The sequence below is a fragment of the Paenibacillus sp. FSL E2-0178 genome, assembly GCF_038593005.1.
GTDB lineage: Bacteria > Bacillota > Bacilli > Paenibacillales > Paenibacillaceae > Paenibacillus_AQ > Paenibacillus_AQ phytohabitans.
In genome coordinates this window covers 3361483-3382130 of record NZ_CP151953.1, presented here as the reverse complement: position 1 = coordinate 3382130, position 20648 = coordinate 3361483, and the positions used below count along the sequence as shown (strand labels likewise).

The following is a 20648-nucleotide window of genomic DNA, read 5'->3' as shown; positions in this document are numbered from 1 at the left end:
CTTGTTTTAACTGTACGAAATACAATTATCCGCTGCCCCTGTGCCTACATAAAGGCCGCATTGGCTCTGGCCGGAGTAACAGCCGGAATCTCTTTGCCCGGCAGGAAATGAATGCTGCGGATGTAGCGGATCGTACGGCTCTGCGCCCGCATGATCACCGAATGGGTCTCGGCGCGTTCCTTGCCGATGAAGCGGACGCCGCTGAGGAACTCGCCGGAGGTTACCCCGGTGGCGGCGAAGATGACATCGCCGGTGCCGACCATATCCTCCATGGACAGCACCCGTGCCGGATTGTCCAGACCCATCTGCAGGCAGCGCTGCATCTCGAAGGGGCCTTCGGGCAGCAGTCTGCCCTGAAGCTCGCCGCCCAGGCAGCGCAGTGCGGCGGCGGCGAGTACACCTTCCGGTGCTCCGCCGGAGCCCATGTACAGATCTACATCGCTGTCCGGCAGCGCAGCGGCTATTGCCCCGGCGACATCGCCGTGATTGATCAGCTTGATGCGCACGCCTGCTTCACGCAGGATGCTGATCAAGCCTTCATGCCGCTTGCGGTCCAGCACCATCACCGTCAGCTCGGAGAGCGCTTTGCCGGTGATCATGCCGGCTTTGCGCAGCGTTACTTCGGCCGGATCGTCCAGGCTTAGCTTACCTGCCAGCTCCGGTCCGCAGGCCAGCTTCTCCATATAGATATCCGGCGCATGCAGCAGGCTGCCCTTGTCAGCAATTGCAATCACCGACTGTGCATTATGCAGTCCGCAGGCGACGACCTCGGTCCCTTCCAGCGGATCTACCGCTACATCGACGGAAGGGCCGTTCCGGTTACCGACACGTTCTCCGATATAGAGCATCGGCGCCTCATCCATCTCGCCTTCGCCGATCACCACGGTTCCGTCAATGGAGACAGAATCGAACATGGAACGGATTGCGGTTGTGGCAGCATCATCTGCCGCATTCTTGTCGCCCCGGCCAATCCAGCGTGCTGAGGATAAAGCACCCAATTCAGTGACCCGTACAATTTCCAGTGCCAATTCGCGTTCCATAATGATTCCCTCCAGTGTAGTTAGAATAGTTAGATTAGATATAACCCATAATGATGCCGGCGGTTTCTTCAATCGCCTTATCTGTAATATCAATGACCGGGCAGCCCAGCTTGGCGAACAGTGTTGCCGCATATTCCATCTCTTCTGTAATGCGTTCGAGGCTGGCATATTGCGAGCCGGTAGGCAAGCCCAGCATCTTCAGCCGCTCAGAGCGGATCTTCAGCATGTACTCCGGCTTCATGGTCAGACCGATGATCCGGTTCGGCGGCAGGCTCAGCAGCTGCTGCGGCGGACCGACCTCCGGGACGACCGGATAATTCACCACCTTCTTGCCGCGGTGGGCCAGAAAGATGCTGAGCGGTGTCTTCGAGGTGCGGGACATGCCGAGCAGAACAATATCCGCCTTCAGCATGGCCCCGAGATCACGTCCGTCATCACAGGCAACGGTGAATTCAATCGCCTCGATCCGGCTGAAATATTCCTCGTCCAGCTGATGCAGCAGTCCGGGCCGGGCCTCCGGAGCATCATCGAAGGTATCGATGAACGCCTGCATCATCGGGCCCATAATATCCACAATCCGCAGATCGAGGCGGACCGCCTCCTCGCGGATCATCTCCCGCAGCTCCGGCTGGACCAGGGTATAAGCTACGAAACCCTGAAGCTGGGCGGTCTCTTCCATTAATTTGCGCAGTTCATCTTCATGTCTGACATTGCCGTATCTTCTGATCGTGACACGCTGATTCTGAAATTGGTGAATGACGGCCTGCACGACAGCTTCCGCCGTATCTCCAATAGAATCCGAGCATATCGTAATGTAATGGGTGGATGGCTCCATGCTCTATCGATTCCTCCGTTATCCTTTGGCTTCAAGCTCGAGGAGAAGCTTCACGATGGAAGTCTTCGTGAGCCGCCCTACTACGTCCAGACCTGAGCCGGACCCTTCCCCGCTGCGGGGAACAACTACCGGCAGACTGTCTACCTCGTGGTATATCATGCGCTGCGCGGCGTCAAGCACCGTGTCATCGGGCGAAACAGTTACTACCTTGGGCTGGCGGGTCATGACCATGCTCACAGGCATGGTTACCGCTCCGGGATTACCGAGCGTGACCTTCAGGAAGTCCTTGCGCGAGGCGACACCGGTCAGCTTGCCGTCGCTATCGCAGATGATCAGCGTACCGACATCCTGAAGAAACAGTGTAACTACGGCGTCCTGAATCGTCGTATTCTCGCGGATAATGACCGGGATGCTCTGGATATCGCTAACCTTGGTATCCTGCAGCAGCCCCCGGCTGTTATGGCGCGCTGCGGCTTTGGTACCGGGGAAATAACCGACCTTCGGCTTCGCATCGACATATTCGAGCATAACCAGGATGGACAAGTCTCCCCGGATGGTCGGCCGGCTCAGGCCCAGGCTTTCCGCGATTTGGTCTCCGGTAATCGGCGCTCTTTTTTTCACAATCTCAATAATTTGCAATTGCCGGGTTGTCAGTTCGATCACAGTTTTCCTCCACTTTCCGGTTTACGTTATAGATACGGGCACTCCCTTGGCAGAAAAGGAGCACCGTGCGCCGATTCCCCCTCTTCATTCAGACGTCCTATTTGGAATTAAATTCCCTAACTTGCTTATATAATACGCAACAATGATCATAAATGCAATATATAGTACGTCATATATAATAATTTTCTGAAAAAAATAGGCATCTTAATCAGATTTAAGTCAGGGAAAAATAGAATATTCTAATATATGGTATTTATTTAATGCTCTTTCCTCACATGTATGGTAAGGTTTGATCAGGCAAGGAGGTGTATTCATTTGAGAAAATCAAGCTTCGTTCTCATATGCGGGATAGTCATCCTAACGTTGTTATCTGCCGGATGCAGCAAGGACACCCCGAAGTACGCAGAATTGTTCACACAGGTGGAAGAGCACAGGGCTGTGTTCACCCAGCCGCTCGAAGACGGGCTTGCCGCTCTGGGGGTTACCGATGCTGTGGGGGAATATGATCCGAATTTGGGTACAATCATGCAGGATGATATCCTGACCGTCAATCAAATGGAGTTCATCCAGCAGATTACGGCAGATGTTACCAACGATACGATTATCGGTTACCGGATTGGGACGGTCTTTCCCAGATCGGAGTCCGGGTACGAGAATGCGAGGGAGCTAGTGCTTGCTTTTCTGGAACATTACAAGCCTGCGGATGATGAAGACGCTGACAAAGTCGAGCAATCAGTTCAGACGATTGACCGGATGGCGCTTCCGCTCATGCCGTCAATAGGCTTTATCCGAGAATCTTGGACATATGGCGAGGGTGAGAACAAGCTGTATATCACCTACAGGATATCGAACAGTTTCCAGAGCGATGAGGAATTGCCGCTGAATTTGTTTTTCAGCTCTGAGGAGTAGCGTTAAGCTTCATGGTGCTTGAGCCATAGGGTGAAAATAACAGAACAGCCCGGAGCCCTTTGTAAGGGTCCAGGCTGTTTTTGCTAAACAGGGGCAGGATTAATTAATCCTGCGGCAGAGCTTCAATGCTTGTTTTTTGAAGTACGGGTATTGCCGGTTTTTGTTTGAAAATCAGCTGCTTCAGCGCGCCTGCATTCACAAGGACCGTGCCAGCGATAATGGTGAATACACCAAGCAGCGTTACCCAGGTTACCGCTTCGTTATAGAACAGGAAGCCCACCCCGACGGCAATCGGCGGAGAGATATACAGCCAGGTCGACGGAAAGACGGGATTCGTCTTGGAGACGAGCCAGTAGAACAGGGTATGCCCAACCATGGAGCCGACAACGGTCAGGTAGAGCAGGGAGCCTGCGGTTTTGAACGATAACAGGAAGGCGGGATGCAGCGGCTCGGTAAACAGCGAGATGATGAACAATAACGCTCCGCCGTACATCATCTGGGCCGCATTCAGTGCCACAGGGGATACTCCGGAGAAGGTGGTGGTTACTTTTTTGGAGTAGATCGCCCCTGCCGCATAGCAGAGTTCTCCAATCAGAACGACAACACAGCCGATCAGCCAGAGCGGAGTGACATCAGCCGCCAGATTCGGCAGCACAAGCAGCAGTACGCCGGTGAAGCCGATGATACAGCCGAACAGCGAGTAGCCGGGAGCCTTTTGCCGGAGAAAAGCCATCTGCATCAGCAGAATCATCATCGGCCCGGTTGCCGATAATACGGCCGCGAGTCCGGAGGATACATATTGCTCGGCCCAGTAAAGTGCGGCGAAGGTGCCGAAGGTCAGCGTTGCTCCGGTGAACAGCATTTCCTTGCGCAGCAGCAGCGAGAAGCTGGCTTTGCCTTTCACTACCATGAACAGGAACAGCACCGCCCCTGCCGTGAAAAAACGAAGTCCCGCAGAGAAGAACGGCGGCGCTCCGGCGTCTACGCCGATTTTGATCGCGAGAAAGGTTGTGCCGAAGATCAGACAGACCAGTGAATAAGCTAACATAATCATGTTTCCGTGCCCCTTTGTGGTGGTAATGTGGCAATCTCCTAAAGTATTCTGTTAATCATATCCTCATAGGCGCAGAACAGATTGCAGAACACAGAACAGTTGCCGGGCGGAATGCTGTACAATAGGGCAAAGAGCAGTTGGCGGACGTGTGCGCTGGAGTGAGCGGCGAACGGTGAACGGCGAGCTGTGGCAGCGGGACGGTTGCGAGTATATTGTGGAGAGGGCGGGGGTATATGAAGAAGTCAGTGGGAGCAGAGCAAAGTAATCCCTTGTTCCGCCAAGTCTATGAGTTCATGGCGAACCGGATCGGGCGCGGGGAGTGGAAGCCCCACGACAAGCTGCCGTCGATCCGGCTGCTGGCGGATGAGCTGGGTGTCCACCGGCTGACGGTATTTAAGGCTTACCGGGCACTTACGGAGAACGGCATGCTGTATGTCAAAGACAAATCCGGTTATTATGTATCGCCGGGCAGCCGGATGGCCAACTCAGTGGAAGAAGGAGCAGCAGTGCTGGGATATACGGTCAAGAGTCCGATGTCCGATATTCAGCGGAAGCCGGTGACTTACCAGTTCTCTCAAGCGCTGATTGATCCGGGTCTGCTGCCCAACCTGTTCCTGTCCGATTATGTCAAAAAAGTATTCGATCTCTACCCGAAGGTCATGGGTACCTATTCCACCGTGCAGGGGGATGAGGAGCTGCGCGCAACGCTGAGCAGCCATTTCCATGACCGGTACCGGCTGCAGTTATCAGCCAGCGAGCTGCTGATTACCTCGGGCGCGCAGCAGGCGATCAATCTGATCGCCGGAATCATGCTCGGCCCGATGGATGCCGTGCTGGTGGAGCGCCCGACGTATAGTGTGGCGCTGGATATTTTTCGCCGGGCAGGCGCGCGGCTGGTTCCGGTGGAGATCTCGCCGCAGGGGTATGATCTGGCGGCGGTCGAGGAACTGATGCGCAGGCATAAGCCGCGGATGTTCTATATTAACCCGACGCACCATAATCCGACGGGTTATACGGTGCCAGCTAAGCAGCGCAAGCTGCTCGTTGAGCTGGCGGAGCGCTACCGCTGCCTGCTGGTGGAGGATGATCCGTTCCGTGATATGCACTTTGAGGAGGAGCCGCCGGCGCCGTTTTTTGCCTATGATACCGAAGGCTGGGTCATCTACATCAGCAGCTTCAGCAAGTATGTGGCCCCCGGGCTGCGGATCTGCGCAGTAGCCTGCCGTTATCCGTTCATGGAGCGGCTGATTGCCGCCAAGTCGCTGGCGGACAACGGGACGCCGCTGCTGAATCAGAAGATCTTCCTCCACTACTACACCTCGCCGCGCCTGCAGCAGCATCTCGGCAAGCTGCGGATCGCGCTTCAGGTGCATAAGGAGATCATGGAGGAGGAGCTCGCTGCTGCCGGCTGGGAATGGACAGCGCCGCAGGGCGGTCTGAACCTGTGGGTGAAGCTGCCGGACACAGTGTCCGTAGATGTGCTGTTTGTACGCTGTATGGAGCAGTCCATCTCCTTCGTTCCCGGTGAAATCTGTGATCCGCTGGGCGAGATGAAGTCCTGGCTGCGCCTTAGCTACTCCTTCGCCAGCGAAGCGCTGCTGCGCGAAGGGATGCGGCAGCTGACCGCAATTGCGCGGGAGATCGAGGCGGAGGGTGAACATAGAGAGTGAATTTAGAGAGTAAATACGAAGAACAGATGCAGAAAGCAGATGCAGAAAGTAGATGCAGAAAGTAGATGCAGAAATTAGATGCAGAAAGCAGATGCGGAAAGTAGATGCAGAAAGTAGATGCAGAAAGTAGATGCAGAAAGTAGATGCAAAAAGTAGACGCGGGTAAGCCTTGGGGTTTAGCCTGCAGACATGATGAGCCAGCCGCTATCATATATCCGTCAGGCATAGCTGGTAGCACATGCTCGTGACGCAGGCGTTATAACGTAGCTGTTATTACGCTGACTGTCCTATTATTCCCGCGTGCCTTTTTGCTGGTATGGGATTTTATGGTTTATAGAGTAACCTTTCTCTGGAAATTTCGTCTGGGGAATAAGGAGAGTGATTATGATGATTACGATAAAAAGAATCCGGGGCGTCCTGCTCATGTTCCTGTGTGCCCTGCTTGTCTTCATGACACTACTGACCGTACGTCCGCAGGTTACCTATGCCTGTTCTTGTGTCATACCAGCTCCTCCGCTGGAGGCTATGGAAAACAGTGCGGCCGTGTTTGAAGGCACCGTAATATCGGTCGCCAAACCATCCGGAATTATCCAATTCAGCGCTGATCCCATGCAGGTTACCTTTCAGGCGGGTGCCCGCTGGAAGGGTGATTTGGGTAATCAAGTGACCGTAAGTACGGCGCAGTCCGAAGACAGCTGCGGCTTTGAGTTCGCCGAGGGTGAACGCTACATGGTTTATGCAAGAGGAGCGGAAGCAGATGGAAACCTAGTGAAGGGGAATGAAGAACAGCGTGAGCTGACTACGAGCCTGTGCAGCCGGACTGCCCTGTATGCTGACGCGCAGGAAGATCTGAATGAGCTGGGGCCAGGTACCGGCGGCGGGTCGCCGACAGCTCCGCCGGAGACCGCTAAAGGTGATGCACCTTCAGTACCTGTAGACAATCATTCAGCAACAGCACCATGGCTGCTATATGTGGGAGCGGGTGCGGGGATGGTGATCTTGATAGCAGTAGGGCTAACCTGGCAGCGCCGTCAGAGTAACAAATCACGGAAATAGTGTAAGGCAGATTAAAGCGGGATGAGGCGGAGTAAGACGTGACGGGGGGAAGCAACGTTGGAGGATACCTGAGCAACGCGGCTAGTTTGTTGGAGGAATGGGAGCTTCATATCAATAAGAAGGGAGGCTTATGGCTATACGCTATAAGTCTCCCTTCTATTATGCTCATAGTGCAGGCGAAGCAGGAGAATGTCCGCACTCTAACTCTAGCGCCACGGCTGATAGAGCCGGTTCTCCGTAAGCCAGTCTATCATTTCCTCCACGCATTCCTCTGGTGTACGCTCTGCCGTGAGCAGCCTCAGCTCCGGGCGGTCCGGAGCCTCATAAGGATCGGAGATCCCGGTGAAGGCCGGGATTTCACCGGAGCGGGCCTTGGCGTACAGCCCTTTGACATCCCGCGCTTCACAGACGGGGAGCGGGCAGTCTACATAGACCTCCACGAACCCCGGCAGCTCCAGGCGGGCATAGCTGCGCATGTCGGCATAAGGGCTGATCACCGAGACCACGGTGACCACGCCGTGCCGGTTCAGCAGGCCGGCAATATAGACCGCCCGGCGGATATTCTCGAACCGTTCCTCGCGGCTGAAGCCGAGGTCCCGGCCCAGTGTGCGCCGCAGCTCATCACCGTCAAGCCACTCCACTGCCCGGCCCTGCTCCTGCAGCCGGTCCTTGAGCAGAGCGGCAAGCGTGGACTTGCCCGCTCCGGACAGGCCGGTGAGCCATATCGTTACCCCTGTTTGTGTCTGAGCATGTAGCTGAGCTGTCATTGCTTTGTCCTCCCGTAACTTTTCGCTTCATTGTAAGCACCTTGTAGCCACCTTGTGGCCATATTGTAGCCACCTTGTGGCCATATTGTAGCCACATTTGCTCTATCCATTGAACGGTACTCTTTCGAAATAGCGGCCTGGGAGATAGAACCAGATTTCTGCTCGAAGCCAGGAACCTCATCCGACAATAACTGTATTTACTACAACTAAAGTCACCAGTTATTGTCTTTCCAGTCTAATAGCTGCACTTTCTACAACTAAAAGGACTGACTTTCCCCAAATGAGCGCCTTAGGCCATTTTTAGTTGTACAGAATACACTTATCCGCACAAATCCGGTGTTTATCCTCCTTTTAATTGTACGAAATACACCTATTCGTGGCCTCTCTGCGTCTGCATTCCCCCACATATAAGAGAAATTGTGTTTGGAACTCGCCTACCGTAGCGGTATCTATCCATCGCCGTGTCAATTCTATCGAATCTGCCAACCTAACCCGCCAACCCAACCCGCTCACCGCTGAATCCCCATTTCCCTCATTTCGTCTGGGATTCTCTCTCCCGCGCCGTAAGGAATCCGCTCCAGCAATCCGGAGCCGTAAATCTGCTCCAGGCCAAGCTCCGGCATATGGATATAGCCGATGTAGCAGTCGCAGACCTTCATCCGGCAGCTCCGCTGCGCGGCTAGACCCTCAAGGCCGTCGCGGTAGAGGTTACCGATGACCGCGCGGTCCTTGTAGCAGCGTTTCACGAGACCTGCACCTTGCACATAGAACACGTTGCTGCCTGCATTGCAGCTTTTGCCCAGACTGTCGTAGTCAACGGCATTGATCCGGAAATAAGGATCTATCCCGCTTAGGAAGCCCACATCCTCTGGCGAATAATAATCCGGCTTGTCCTTGTAGGCGTTCACCCACAGATAAACATCCTCCGGCAGGGCGGCACGCAGCGAAGCAATAGCGGGAAAAGCACCATGAACACCTACACTGCCCACGCTGAAGGGAATGCCCTGCCCGTATACAGTCATACACTGCGCCAGGAACCGTTCCTCACTCACCTGACCGGGATGATAGGTCGCCCAGAAGGCGGCTTTGGCCGGATTCAGCTCTGCGGTGAAATCAAGCCGGGCCGACAAATTCGTCTGGATGGCGACTTTGTCCACATGCTCCAGATGGGATAGAGTGGTTAGCGCGTCCCGGTACCAGCGGTGTGTCAGTCCTTCGCCGTAGGGATTGAAGAAAATAGACAGCCGGTGGCCTGCCGCTCCCTGCTCCGACACCCAGCGGACGAAGGCCGTAAGATGCTCGCGGTCTTTGGTGAGGGTGGCGGCGCTGTCTTTTGTTTTGCCGAAGGGGCAGTAAGGGCAGTCATAGTTGCAGGAGGAGAGGGAGCCGCGGTAGTAGAGGACCGCCTTCATGGCAGGATGAACCCTTCCATCTGCTCCCTGATCTCGCCGGAGATGAACCAGTCGCCGATGGAATCGGAGTAGCCGAGCCCATCCGGAGTCAGCCGCAGGATGCCCTCTTCATCCTTGGCGAAGCCGCTCTGTACCAGCAGGCCCAGCTCGGGATGATCTTCCAGGAGCGCAGAACCGAATCTCCGGCTGTAATCTGCCACGGTGAGACCTTCGCTATGCAGGATTGCTTTGAGAATGAAGCGCCGTTTCTGTTCTGCAAGGCTCAGTACAATCCCGTAGTCAGCAGTATCATAACGTTCGGCTGCTACATAGTCAGCGATGATGCTCTCCGTGGCTTTGCGGCTGACGCCGTAGCGGGAGGCATAATGCACATTCCGGGTATAAGAGCGGGCACCGCAGCCGAGGCCGACCATGCCTTCCTCCTGGCAGCTGTAATCGAGAATATCTTTGGCAGTTCCAGCGTTCTCCTTGGCGAACCTGCGCATCGAATATTGGCGGTAGCCGTGCTCTGCCAGTAGCTGGCCTGCGGCCTGATAGCATTCATGGCGGATATCAGTCTGGCGCAGCAGATCGCCCGGCTTCACAATCGTGTGCTCACGGGTGTAGAGCGGATAGATGAAGATTTCCTCCGGCTCATGCAGCAGCGCCTGATTCAGCGAATACAGCCATGATTCCACCGTTTGACCCGGAAGCCCGTAGATCAGGTCCAGATTGAGGATGGGAAAATCATATTTACCCAGCAGCTCAAGCGCCCGGTATACCACGTCCGGGTCCTGCGGCCGGTAGATGGCAGCCGACTCAGCGGCCACGAAGCTCTGAATCCCCATGCTGACCCGGTCGACGGTATGCTCCTTCAGGATCGACAGCTTCTCTTCCGTCAGCGTCTCGGGTGAGGTTTCGACGGAGATGGAGGTGGCTGCAAGGTCCACGCCCATGATATCCGCAGCAATGCCGAACAGCCGGTTCAGCTGTGCGGGAGCCAGCAGGCTTGGCGTTCCGCCGCCGATGGCGAAGCGCGCATAAGGCTTGTGACGGGTAAAAGCAGCCCACTGCTTCGCCTGCCGTTCCAGCGCGTCTACGTATTCGGCGTGGACATTCGCTCTTTTGTCAGGCAGGGTGAACAGGTTGCAGAAGCCGCAGCGAGCGCCGCAGAAGGGAATATGCATATATAAGAAAAAACTCTCCGCAGGCTCGTCCCTCCACAGCTCCTCTAAAGAAATGGGGGCCGCGAACTCGCGGTAAGCGGTTTTGTGCGGATAGGAATAAAGATAATTGCGGTATGGATTGGCCGTGATCTGCCCGGTCCATTCCTGAAGCTCCCTTGAGGAGAAGGGAGGTTGCCCGTCATTGCTCTTGTGATGAGTGGATTGCCGGATTGACGTCATACGTTCTCCTTCCTTTTGCGGGATAGTATCGCTATATAAAAAATTCGCGGTAAGGGACATTCCATACCGTTTCATGCGCGAGCCGGTGGCCCTGATAGCCGTCTTCGCCGTAAGCTTCTCCATGATCGGAGAACGCCAGGCAGAACACCGGGTTACCGCGTTCGCGGAAGGCAGCAAACAGCCGGCCTAGTTCACCGTCGGCATAACGCAGGGCAGCACGCTGGCTGTCCACAGAATCACGCTTCGCACCCGGCAGGAACATATGATTCGGGCCATGGATCGCCGAGACATTTAGGAACATGAACAGACGCTGGTCCAGCGCGGTATTATTAAGTATCTTGAGCGCATGATTTACCTGATGTTCGGTCGAGCGCGGGTTCGTCACCCCGAACGTCATCCGCCAGTAGCTGTGCTGGAAGTAACCGGGCAGGACACGGGCGAGGGGAACTTTTTTGCTGAAAAAGATTACGCCTCCTATACATACCGTCTGATATCCCGCCGCTGCCAGCCCGGACACCATATCCGGCGTATCGAACAGCCAGGTATGGGGATGGGTCTTGAGCCCGGTATTCCGGGAATGGAAGAGCCGCACATGCTCAGCCTTGTTCGTAGTGGCCGGAGTGGGCAGGAATCCGCCGAAGAAGGCGTGATGGGCTGCATAAGTGAAGCTGCCGGGCGTATGCCGCTTTTCCCAGGAACCGCTGCCGCACAGGTTGGGACAATTGGCCTCCTCCAGAACAGCGGCATCATAGCGCAGCGTATCGAGCGTAATCATTAAGATATCGTGCGTGCCGACAACGGCATTCATATCGGTCATAGGGCCAGGTTCCTCCCGGATAGCTGTTTCATTTCCCATTCATAGGTGCTGTAGCCGTAGTATTCCACATCGTACAATAAGTCGCCAAAAGGGTTCACATCCGCCGTATACGTCCGCCCGGTGCTCCCCACCAATACATCAATTCCTGCGACGGAGGAACGCGGAAAAGCAGCCAGAGACTGCTCGGCCGTCTGCCGTACCTCTGCCTGCATGTCCTCCGAGAGTCCGGCTTCGGCTGGAGTCATCCGGCGGCTGCGCAGATGCAGGTTCGTAATCGGTGTGCGGCTTACCCGTGCAACCGAGTGGCAGGCCACACCGGCAACAACCAGCTGGCGGATATCGAACGATTGCCCGTCCGCGCCGGACTTCGGAATCCACTGCTCGGCGTAGGCGCCGTGGCGGTAGAGCCAGTTGATGATTCCGGCGAGGAGCGCAGAGTCCGTATAGCGCCGCAGCTTGCCGGAATTATAATACACCGGGGGACGGGTGATATAGCTCTCGACCCCGATGGTAGTGACCGCCACCTCAGCTCCCGTTGCCGGATTGAGCTGATAGGCAATGACGCCGGATGCGGCTGAGCCGCTGGCCAGCTTGATGAATACGCGGTGCATCCGCTGCGAGAGCATCAGCCCGCGGAGGGAGGCGTAGTCCACAGGGGCTTCTCCGCTGCTGCCCTTAAGCGGCCGGGGAATAGGAACGCCAGCCGCAGCCAGAAGCTGCTGCGTCCGGCGTTTATCCGTCATGGCCGCGATCTCGCCGGGATGGTTGGTCCAGCGGGCGGAGGGCAGGAGCTGCCCGGCTTCACGCTGAATCCGGGCCAGCAGCCGGCAGTAGCCGCGGAACCACTGGGACGGATGATGCAGCACGCCGGGCATATCCTTGAGTGCGCCGGCCGCCTTGAAGCTCAGCGGGCGGAGGTCCGGCTGGCCGCCGTAAGGATGCAGCGAGTCGTCTGCGTCCGGCGCATCAGGCGCACCGAGCGCGATCAAGGCGCGCTCGGTGTCGAAGCTGCCGCCCGGCGACTCCAGCCGCAGCAGCGGCGGGGCCGTGTCCGGGGCAGGCGCTGCGGGGGCAGGTGCGGCCAGCCTGGACTGCCTGCTGCTGTCGCGGCCTTGGGCAGCAGGCTGCGTCAGGTCCGGCTGCCTGTCCGGTGCCGGTGAATTCACCTGTGCTTGTCCCTGCAATGCATCCAGCACCTGCATTCCATCAACCCGCTGCCCCGCCTGCCGGAACACTCCGCCCAGCGGCTGCTCCCGCACCGGCAGCATGTCCGGCCAAAACCCCGCCTGCTCCAGCAAATCAGCCAGCGGCTGGCCCTGCAGCAGCCCGGCGTACGGAATCAGGACCGCCGGAGGCATGCCGAGGCGGCTTCGCGCCTGCTGGATGCCTTCCGAGCGCCTGTCGCCGGGATTGCAGAACACAATCAGCGGCTCTGCGGGTGGCATCACTCGGTGATCGACGGATAACGCCAGTCATCCTCGTCGTCGCTTTTCTGCTGGTCACTGACATCGGCAGGCAGTCCGCTGTTCTTCCAGCGCTGAATCATTCCGTCAGACATATAATGATGGCTCAAGTTGAGCAGCTTTAGTCCTTTGATCTTCCCGCTGGCGAGCAGCGCCTCGGCGCCGGTATCGCTAAGGGTTCCGAGCGACAGGTCGAGCGTCTCGAGCTGATCCAGAATAGGTGCATCGGCTAAGGCTGCAGCGATTTCATCCTGGATTTCACTGTTTTTGAGTCCCAGATAGGTAAGCTTGGGGAACTTTCCGGGGGCGATCAGCGGATACAGGTCTTCCAGACCGCCGTCAAAGCCGTAGTTGTCCACGCCTAGATATAATTCCAGCTTTTGCAGATTCGGCAGATTGGCGGCGGCGATATCGGCCAGGACATTTTTGCCGAGTCCGCCTGTTATAATAATCAGTTCTTCGAGCTTCTCATGCTGCAGTTGGCTCAGCCGCAAGTTCGTGCCTCCCTGCGCAGTCAATGACTGCAGCTCCGGATAAGCGGGAAGCAGCGGCGAGAGGTCAGTTTGGGTAATCCACGAAATTTCACATTCCTCATACCCCATTTCCCCGATAAAAAGCCTGCGCAGCGCAGGGAAACTTGCACTGTGCTTCACCAGCGCCTGGACGGCATCCTCCGAGCTGTTCTCGTAGGCTTGCCCCCAATCGCCAATCGTCAGACTGCTTACTCCAGCGGCTTCGGGGCTATTGCTCAATTGTTCTATCTCCGTCTCTATCCGCTTACCTTCTTCAAATGCATCGTAATCGATACTGAGCTTCACTGCTGTCATGAACATTCCCTCCCGGAAATTTATGGCTTCCAAATCACCCTAACATTAAGCAGATAGGGAGTCAAATGGCCAAGACGGAAGGTTACGGGAGAGGGATTAGCGATAGCTGGAGCGGATGGGTAGGAGGGACATGAGAGTAGGATGAGTGAGGGGGAGAGTATCTGTAGAGTAACTGAATAGTGGTAGGAGAGAAGCTGGTGAGTAGTAGGAGAGGTGCTTGTAGAGTAGCTGGAGAGTAGGAGAGTAGGAGAGTAGCTGGAGAGCAGCTGGAGAGCAGATGTAGAGTAGGAGTAGAGCAGTAGTAAAGGTACTTGTAGAGTAGCATGGGTGTAGTAAGAGAGTAGTTGGAGAGCAGATGTAGAGTGGGAGTAGAGCAGTAGTAAAGGTACTTGTAGAGTAGCATGGAGTGTAGCAAGAGAGTAGCTGGTGAGCAGATGTAGAGTAGGAGTAAAGCAGTAGCAGAGGTACTTGTAGAGTAGCATGGGTGTAGCAAGAGAGTAGCTGGAGAGCGGATGTAGGGTAGGAGTAGAGCAGTAGTAAAGGTACTTGTGGAGTAGCATGGAGTGTAGCAAGAGAGTAGCTGGTGAGCAGATGTAGAGTAGGAGTTGAGCAGTAGTAGAGGTGCTTGTAGAGTAGCATGGAGTGTAGCAAGAGAGTAGCTGGAGAGCAGATGTAGGGTAGGAGTAGAGCAGTAGCAGAGTAGGTGGAGAGCAATAGCAGAGGTACTTGTAGAGTAGCATGGGGAGTAGTTGAAGAGTAGCTTGAGAAGGATGCCTTTTCCGAATTTATGGAGTTTTTGATATCTGCAGAGTAATTTTAGGCTTTTGCGTGCGCGAAATGAAGTTATACAGCCCGTATGTAACGCTACTCCTAAATAGCAGTCTTCCGATCGCTGATAATAAGATGAACTGATTCAAATGTTGCACAAATTACAACTTTGAGGTAGAGATACCGGGGCATTCGAGAGAATTGTTGTAGAAAATGCAAGAATTTTTACATAAATTCAATGAAAATAAGGGAAATGTTGTATTTTGTACAACAATTTTGATTTTCGCCGCTTATCGCGATGGGATTGTTGTATTTCGTGCAAGATTTTGAAGGGAGGAAGGGGAGGGGGGCCGCTCGGCGTCCCGCCCCGTCGCCCAGCCCCGCGCGTCCCGCCCCGTCGCCAGGCTCCCCGCCTCAAGCGGCAGGGAGCCGGCCATCATACCCAGCCGAACAGCCGGGCTGCGGCTGCAACCAGGTAGGTTACCGCGATGGCGATGCCGAGCGGAATGACGGCGGAGAGCACCGCCCACTTCATGCTTTTAGTCTCCTTGTAGATGTTCACCAGCGTGGTGCCGCAAGGATAGTGCAGCAGGGAGAACAGCATCATATTCAGCGCCGTCAGCCAGGTCCAGCCGTGGCTCAGGAAGATATCCTTGATGCTGCCAAGACCTTCGATATCGACCATGGCACCCGAGGACATGTAGCCCATGAGCAGGATCGGCAGCACAATCTCATTGGCCGGCAGCCCGAGGATGAAGGCCATGATAATGAAGCCGTCCATGCCTAGCAGCTGGGCAAAAGGATCAAAGAATGCAGCCATATGGTTAAGCACGCTCTCTCCACCGACAAACACATTGCCGAGAATCCAGGTGATGATACCAGCTGGAGCGGCGACGACGATAGCACGGGTCAACACATTCAGCGATTTCTCTTTGGAGGAGCGGACGATGGTCTTCCAGATCTGCGGACGGCGGTATGGCGGAAGCTCCAGCGTGTAATGGGTAGGCACACCGCGCAGCGCTGTTCTGGACATGACCCAGGATACACTCAGAGTTACGGTAATGCCGACCAGCACGATACCCATCAGCACCAGCGCTGTGGAGAACGTACGCAGCATACCGGTTGTCGCGGCCCCGACCATGAACATGGAGGAGAGCAGGATAAGTGTAGGCCAGCGGCCGTTGCAGGGTACGAAGTTGTTGGTCAGAATAGCCAGCATCCGTTCACGGGGCGATTCAATAATGCGGGTCGAGAGAATGGCGGCAGCATTGCAGCCGAAGCCCATCGACATCGTTAAGGCCTGCTTGCCGTGGCCGCCGGATTTCTTGAACAGGCGGTCCATGTTAAAAGCAACCCGGGGCAGATACCCGAAATTCTCCAGCAGCGCAAACACCGGGAAGAAAATCATCATCGGCGGCAGCATGACACTGATGACCCATGAGGTTCCGCGGTACAATCCGAGCACAAGGACGCCGTGCAGCCAGGCCGGCGCATGAACAGCGGTAAATCCAGCAGTCAGATAACCTTCGATCCAGCTGAAGAGGGAGGCAAGCCAGCTTGAAGGATAGTTGGCTCCGGCAATCGTAATCCAGAATACCAGGCCCAGACCGGCAAGCATGATGGGGAAGCCCCAGAGCTTGGAGGTAACGATATTATCCAGTTTATAGGTACTGCCCAGCTTCTTCTTATCTTGGTAGGTGACTGCATCGCTGCAGATGCCGGCGGATACGCCGTAGATCCCGCTGACAATCTCATCGCGGATTCCCCCTTGATCAGCCAGCTTCTTAGCGGCTGCGAGCAGAGAATCCACCGGGTCGTGACCGTTAATGGCATGCGGTGATTCCATGGCCGACTACCTCCTCGCTTACGGGAATATCCTTACGGCTCATGCGGGCTTTGAGTGAAGTAAGCAGGCTGTGATCACCATCCAGCAGCCGCAGGGCAATCCAGCGGGCGGGGTATCTCGAACCGATGGTCTGCTCAACCATAGGAATCAGCTCGGCTATGCCTTGCTCAATGTCAGCGCTGTAGGTGATTTTCAGCGGCTCTGCCTTGAATGCACCCGTGGCCACACGCTCGATTTGATCAAGCAGCGCTTCAATACCGATTTTGTTACGGGCAGAAATAGCGGTTACGGGAACGCCGAGCCTCTTGGAGATCCGCTTCAGATTGATATCAATTCCAAGCCGGCGGGCTTCATCAATCAGATTGATGCAGACCACGGCACGGCCGGTGATCTCCAGTACCTGCAGGGCAAGGTTAAGATTGCGTTCCAGCGAGGTAGCATCCAGGACCACTAGCGTTACATCCGGCTGTTCAAAAATAATATAGTCCCTTGCAGCCTCTTCATCGGCGGAGTTGGAGTAGAGCGAGTAGGTGCCCGGAAGATCCACAGCCAGGTACGAGTGGTTCTTGTGGGAGAACCCGCCTTCGGCGGTGACTACGGTTTTGCCTGCCCAGTTGCCGGTATGCTGGCGCATGCCGGTCAGCAGATTGAACAGCGTGCTCTTACCCGTGTTGGGATTGCCTGCAAAAGCGACCGTGTACTGGCTCATCCTTCACCGCCTCCAATTAATTGCCCGTAGATTAAAGAGCTTTCTTCCCGGCGCAGGGCAATCGTCGTATTGCTTACCCGGAATGCCGTAGGATCTCCCAGCGGGCTGCGCCGCAGCACTTCTACAGCATTGCCGACGACGAATCCCAGATCAAGCAGTCTTCTCCGCAGCACACCCTGAACTTCAATGCCGCTGATGCGCAGCGTACTGCCGTTCACAGCCTCTGACAATGGAATAACGGCTTCAGCCATAAGATCTCCTTCTTTCGTATGAAATGGAATGAATGAATATATAACCATAAGTATGGAGTATGCATTTATATAGTGTATTGTGCACGCAGCATAGATTATTGCAGCCTGCCACAATATTAGTATATGTAAATAATTTTGTCCTTGCAACAAAAATGTTTCCCTAGGGAAAGAATGAAATAATCCCTGCTATAAAAGCGGCACGAGCCTCTTTATAGCAGGGATAGCGGAAGAGTACTAATTTAGAAGCGTCTATTCTGTGGTGATACTTGTTTGAATATAACGGAGGCTGTCTGCTGCTTACTCCTAGCTGCCGAAATCCAGGGTGCGGCCGGTTTCTGCCAGCGTCTTCGTATTGCTGAGAATCTGCCACCATGAACTGTTGCTGGCATCGTAGGAAGGGTCATCCGGATGCCAGTCTCCATGAACCAGTGTCAGCCTGGTACAGCCGCCCGCCGGCTCCAGCTTCCAGGAGATGACAGACTCATAACCCTCTCTATTCGTGAGGTAAGAGGGTCCGGTCTTATGGGTATAGCGCAGCGTCTGCTGCGGAACATATTCGAGCAGAGTGCCGTAGACATGCACCGTTTCTTCCCCGGCAGCCCCCGGACCTACATACTCCAGCTGTTCACCGACAACAAAGCTGGAGCGGATCACACTTCCGTAATAGATTTGCCGGACCTTCTCCGGGGAGACTAGAGCCTCCCATACCTCTGCAGCGGCAGCACCAATATAGAAGTCATACTTCAATTCTCTCATTCCCTGTTCCTCCTGGCATTATTGGATTCATGAACAATATACACAAGGATCACTGACAGCTGCAGTCAGTGATCCCTCAGGAGATTAAGAATCCTTATAATGTTCGGCGAGATCCGCAGCAACTCTGGACAGCTTGTGCTTGAGGGACGCGGGCTCCACAATGGCCAGCGATTTGCCGTAAGGCAACAGGAAATAAGGGGCGAAGCTGTGTAAGGCCGCCTGATTCAGCAGAAACCGGGCACTTCCCGTGCTGCGCCGCTCCAGCGTATGCCCGAACAGCCAGTGACTGCACAGATCGTTCAGTGTGGCTTCTTCCGCTTCGATAACCACAGCGGTTAACTCAGAGTCCTGCTCCGTTGCAGGGAGCAGCCTCTGCAATAAGAAATCCCGTGCCGAGAATCCGTCAGGACGAAGGAAGGCTTCCCCTGTCCGCTGCAGTCCGATGATCCGGTCCACCCGGAAGTTGCGGATATCCTGGCGCAGATGGCAGAAGCCGGAGAGATACCACTGGCCTTTCCACATCACCAGACCATAAGGGTCGATGCAACGGGAGGAAACCGGGGTACCGTTCCCCTTACGGTATTCCATCTGAAGAGAGAGACTCTCCGCAGTGCAGACTTCCAGTTCTTCAAGCAGCAGCGAAGGGTGCTCTCCAGGGGAGTGGAGGATCGCAAGACCGCTCTCATGGCGTTCCATCTGCGACAGCTGGGCTTCATTGCTGTAACGCTTAAGCTTGGCAATTGCCCCGTCGAGCGCATCAACGTAAGGGTAGCCGCTCCCCCTGGCAAAAGCAGATGCCTGTACAAGTGCCCGCCGTTCTCCATCGTTGAAGAATAGCGGAGCAGTGCTGAAATGCTCCGGCAGCCAAAAGCCGCCGCCCGGCCCGGCATCCGCCTCTACAGGGACACCGCTGGCGCACAGCGCATCGATATAGCGGTAGATCGAACGGACGCTCAGTTCAAGCTCGTCTGCCAGTTCGGCGGCCGTTCTTTTGCGCTGCTTCAGCATCCAGAGTATAGACAACATATAATCGGCTTTGGCCATTGGCTTGAACCTCCTAGGCAGAATGACTGATCTAACAGCCAGTTTACCTTCAACAACCCGTTTTGCCAACCTTCTGCAGCGCCGCCGGGTAATGGAGCCTGGCTGGGACCGGCTTACGAAGTGGATCGCTTAAACCCGCTGCGCACCAATATGGAAATGGCCAGCAGCAGGGGGATGGCGACCTGGAACACCGGATCAAGCTTGAGGCTGGGGCCCAGGCCGATGGCGATATGCTGCGTGTAGTCGCGCTCCAGAAAAGAAGCGCCATAAATAACGGAGCCTACCGGAAAGACCCACCATTTGGCCGGTTTGCCGGTCAGCTCCGCAATAGCTTTTACCGAACAGAAATAGAAGAGCATCATCTTAATCAGCAGTCCCAGAAAGAGCTGGATGGTCACCAGGATATCGAGCCGTTCCACAAACTTGAGGTTCGACAAGGTCCGGACGGTTTTGAGAAAAGGCAGCTGGCTGATCCCCGCAATGGTCGGACCGAGGACCGCCACATTCAGCGCATTCATGAAGATCAGGAAGAGACTGATCAGGAGATAGGCGTTCACGGTATATTTTACAGGCACACCGGGCTTCTCCCATAAGGACCACAGCATCAGGAATACGATCATCTGCCCAAAAGGGAACGAGACGATATCCGGCAGCGCAGCTTTGACGATAGGCATCAGTCCGCCCTCCATGACCGGAGCCAGCCGGCCGAAATCAATCGATCCCATAATTCCCAGCAGCACAACAAGCACAATGTAAAAGAAGATCATCACCGGCAGCAGAACCTCCGGCAGCCGGAAAATAACCTCTGCCCCCTTCCAGATCGCATAGAGGGCAAGAAGCACAAAGACTAACATCGTTACGGCCATCGGGGTTCTTGGCAGCATGGTGATTGCTGTGAGCTCACCTAAATCACGGACATTACGCATGGACTGATAGGCGAAATAGAGGCAGTAGACACCGCCGATGAATGAGCCGGCAACCTTGCCGAAATGAAATTTCAGCATTCCGATCAGATCCGTACTCAGAGAACGGTGCTGAATCCACATCAGAAGCAGAAGCAGGATGAATCCGGCGGCTGAACCTGTACACATCGCCAGCCACGAATCCTGCTTGGCTTTGCCTCCAAGCAGGAACAGCGGCGTGCTGCCAATTTCAAACAGCATAATCATGAACGCAATTTGCAGGGAGGACACCTGTTCTTTTTTGGGCATAATCAGCATTCAGCCTCCTAACCAATAGATTATTGCCCTGCCGATAGGCTGAAAGAACGCCGTATACAAGATCCCGACACTAATGAAGGGGGTTCTTGTCATTCCGCAAATATTAATATAAGCGCAATAGACAAGAATGCAACCCAGCCACAGGCGGTGCAGCTG

19 protein-coding genes are annotated in these 20648 nt (G+C 55.3%); 3 read left to right on the top strand and 16 right to left on the bottom strand.

The annotated features are described in order from the left end of the window. Positions 1-44: 44 nt before the first annotated feature. Genes glpX through MHI42_RS14810 form a run of 3 tightly spaced genes read right to left on the bottom strand, consistent with a single transcriptional unit; the run spans position 45 to position 2538 of the window. Positions 45-1040, bottom strand: coding sequence for a class II fructose-bisphosphatase (gene glpX, locus MHI42_RS14820; RefSeq protein ID WP_171717487.1), 996 nt, complete (start codon positions 1038-1040; stop codon positions 45-47). 34 nt (positions 1041-1074) lie between these two features. After that, positions 1075-1875, bottom strand: coding sequence for a pyruvate, water dikinase regulatory protein (locus tag MHI42_RS14815; protein WP_039302045.1), 801 nt, complete (start codon positions 1873-1875; stop codon positions 1075-1077). Positions 1876-1893: 18 nt separating this feature from the next. Next, positions 1894-2538: a helix-turn-helix transcriptional regulator gene (locus tag MHI42_RS14810; protein WP_171717486.1), complete on the bottom strand. Its 645-nt coding sequence runs from the start codon at positions 2536-2538 to the stop codon at positions 1894-1896. Positions 2539-2853: 315 nt separating this feature from the next. Here MHI42_RS14810 and MHI42_RS14805 point away from each other — a divergent pair, with 315 nt between their 5' ends. Continuing rightward, positions 2854-3447, top strand: coding sequence for a hypothetical protein (locus tag MHI42_RS14805; RefSeq protein ID WP_342424286.1), 594 nt, complete (start codon positions 2854-2856; stop codon positions 3445-3447). 103 nt (positions 3448-3550) lie between these two features. On the opposite strand, the gene MHI42_RS14800 is transcribed toward MHI42_RS14805, so the two are convergent. Next, positions 3551-4501: an EamA family transporter gene (locus tag MHI42_RS14800; protein ID WP_171717484.1), complete on the bottom strand. Its 951-nt coding sequence runs from the start codon at positions 4499-4501 to the stop codon at positions 3551-3553. Positions 4502-4734: 233 nt separating this feature from the next. Between MHI42_RS14800 and MHI42_RS14795 the strand changes: the two genes are divergently transcribed. Then, the gene (locus MHI42_RS14795; RefSeq protein WP_042134096.1) at positions 4735-6171 is read left to right on the top strand and encodes a PLP-dependent aminotransferase family protein; all 1437 of its coding nucleotides are present in this window, start codon (positions 4735-4737) and stop codon (positions 6169-6171) included. 384 nt (positions 6172-6555) lie between these two features. Next, positions 6556-7227, top strand: a complete 672-nt coding sequence (locus MHI42_RS14790) for a hypothetical protein (RefSeq protein ID WP_342424285.1) — start codon at positions 6556-6558, stop codon at positions 7225-7227. A gap of 206 nt (positions 7228-7433) precedes the next feature. On the opposite strand, the gene cysC is transcribed toward MHI42_RS14790, so the two are convergent. The 12 genes from cysC to MHI42_RS14730 form a co-directional block, all read right to left on the bottom strand. Beyond that, positions 7434-7994 (bottom strand): adenylyl-sulfate kinase, encoded by a 561-nt coding sequence (cysC, locus tag MHI42_RS14785; RefSeq protein ID WP_342424284.1) that lies wholly within the window; start codon positions 7992-7994, stop codon positions 7434-7436. Between the two features lie 509 nt (positions 7995-8503). Next, positions 8504-9406 (bottom strand): STM4011 family radical SAM protein, encoded by a 903-nt coding sequence (locus MHI42_RS14780; protein ID WP_342424283.1) that lies wholly within the window; start codon positions 9404-9406, stop codon positions 8504-8506. Then, positions 9403-10791 carry an STM4012 family radical SAM protein gene (locus tag MHI42_RS14775; protein ID WP_342424282.1) on the bottom strand — a complete coding sequence of 463 codons (1389 nt, stop codon included), beginning with the start codon at positions 10789-10791 and terminating at the stop codon, positions 9403-9405. Before MHI42_RS14775 ends, MHI42_RS14780 begins: the two co-directional genes overlap by 4 nt. A 31-nt stretch (positions 10792-10822) precedes the next feature. Further along, positions 10823-11608, bottom strand: a complete 786-nt coding sequence (locus tag MHI42_RS14770; RefSeq protein ID WP_342424281.1) for an STM4013/SEN3800 family hydrolase — start codon at positions 11606-11608, stop codon at positions 10823-10825. Then, on the bottom strand, positions 11605-13053 hold the full coding sequence (locus tag MHI42_RS14765; RefSeq protein WP_342424747.1) for an STM4014 family protein: 1449 nt from the start codon (positions 13051-13053) through the stop codon (positions 11605-11607). Before MHI42_RS14765 ends, MHI42_RS14770 begins: the two co-directional genes overlap by 4 nt. Further along, positions 13053-13898: an STM4015 family protein gene (locus tag MHI42_RS14760; protein WP_171717476.1), complete on the bottom strand. Its 846-nt coding sequence runs from the start codon at positions 13896-13898 to the stop codon at positions 13053-13055. The genes MHI42_RS14765 and MHI42_RS14760 overlap by 1 nt, the downstream gene beginning before the upstream one ends. Before the next feature lie 1204 nt (positions 13899-15102). Then, positions 15103-16512 (bottom strand): nucleoside recognition domain-containing protein, encoded by a 1410-nt coding sequence (locus MHI42_RS14755; RefSeq protein WP_042134111.1) that lies wholly within the window; start codon positions 16510-16512, stop codon positions 15103-15105. After that, on the bottom strand, positions 16490-17221 hold the full coding sequence (locus tag MHI42_RS14750; protein WP_342424280.1) for a FeoB small GTPase domain-containing protein: 732 nt from the start codon (positions 17219-17221) through the stop codon (positions 16490-16492). The genes MHI42_RS14755 and MHI42_RS14750 overlap by 23 nt, the downstream gene beginning before the upstream one ends. Beyond that, positions 17218-17472, bottom strand: a complete 255-nt coding sequence (locus tag MHI42_RS14745; RefSeq protein ID WP_039302013.1) for a FeoA family protein — start codon at positions 17470-17472, stop codon at positions 17218-17220. Before MHI42_RS14745 ends, MHI42_RS14750 begins: the two co-directional genes overlap by 4 nt. A gap of 303 nt (positions 17473-17775) precedes the next feature. Continuing rightward, the gene (locus MHI42_RS14740) at positions 17776-18228 is read right to left on the bottom strand and encodes an SRPBCC domain-containing protein (protein ID WP_171717472.1); all 453 of its coding nucleotides are present in this window, start codon (positions 18226-18228) and stop codon (positions 17776-17778) included. A gap of 84 nt (positions 18229-18312) precedes the next feature. After that, a complete protein-coding gene (locus tag MHI42_RS14735) occupies positions 18313-19272 on the bottom strand; it encodes a YafY family protein (protein WP_342424279.1) in 960 nt (319 codons plus the stop codon). 113 nt (positions 19273-19385) lie between these two features. Next, positions 19386-20483, bottom strand: a complete 1098-nt coding sequence (locus tag MHI42_RS14730) for an endospore germination permease (RefSeq protein ID WP_342424278.1) — start codon at positions 20481-20483, stop codon at positions 19386-19388. Positions 20484-20648: the final 165 nt, after the last annotated feature.